This is a genomic window from Treponema sp. R6D11 (assembly GCF_054786075.1).
The window spans coordinates 1-526 of sequence record NZ_BDHD01000785.1 but is presented as its reverse complement, the minus strand read 5'-3'; the positions used below and the strand labels follow the sequence as shown (position 1 = coordinate 526).

1 protein-coding gene is annotated in these 526 nt (G+C 45.1%); it reads right to left on the bottom strand.

All coding sequences use genetic code 11. The annotated features are described in order from the left end of the window. Window positions 1-465, bottom strand: a 465-nt coding sequence (locus ACYVTD_RS16085; protein ID WP_461248690.1) for a 4-alpha-glucanotransferase, incomplete at its 3' end; no start/stop codon positions are given. Window positions 466-526: the final 61 nt, after the last annotated feature.

The window sequence follows — 526 nt, the reverse complement described above, 5'->3', positions numbered from 1 at the left end:
GTATTGCTTAACCCATGAATTATGTTCTATCCATTTCGCGAGCTTTCCGCCCGCGAAGCTCTTTTCGATCTCCTTTACGTTGGCGTTATAAATCGCCCTGCATATTTCAAGTTTTTCCTTAAGGACGTTATAATGGGAAAAACGCTCGTTTTTATCGAATTTGTTTTTCGCCTCTTTAATTCTTTTTTTAACCGCGTTGTCCGCCGTACTAAATTCTTCCAAATCCTCGATTCTTAAATACAAAGGGTGAAGGCCGAACGCCGTCAAACTTGAATACGGCGAGCTTTCGTACCCCGTATCGTTTACAGGCAATAACTGAATAAGACCCAGCCTCATCTTTTTGCAGAGGACGGCAAAAGCGGCAAGATCGGAAAATTCCCCGACCCCCATTCCGTGTTTGCTCCGCAGAGCCCCCACCGGAACCGCCACGCCCGTAAGTCTTTTATCGGTTGCCTTTTTTTGCATATAAGCCTCCTGCCCTGATTGGGATATATCCAGTATAATGGTAAATTCCCAAACGGTAAAC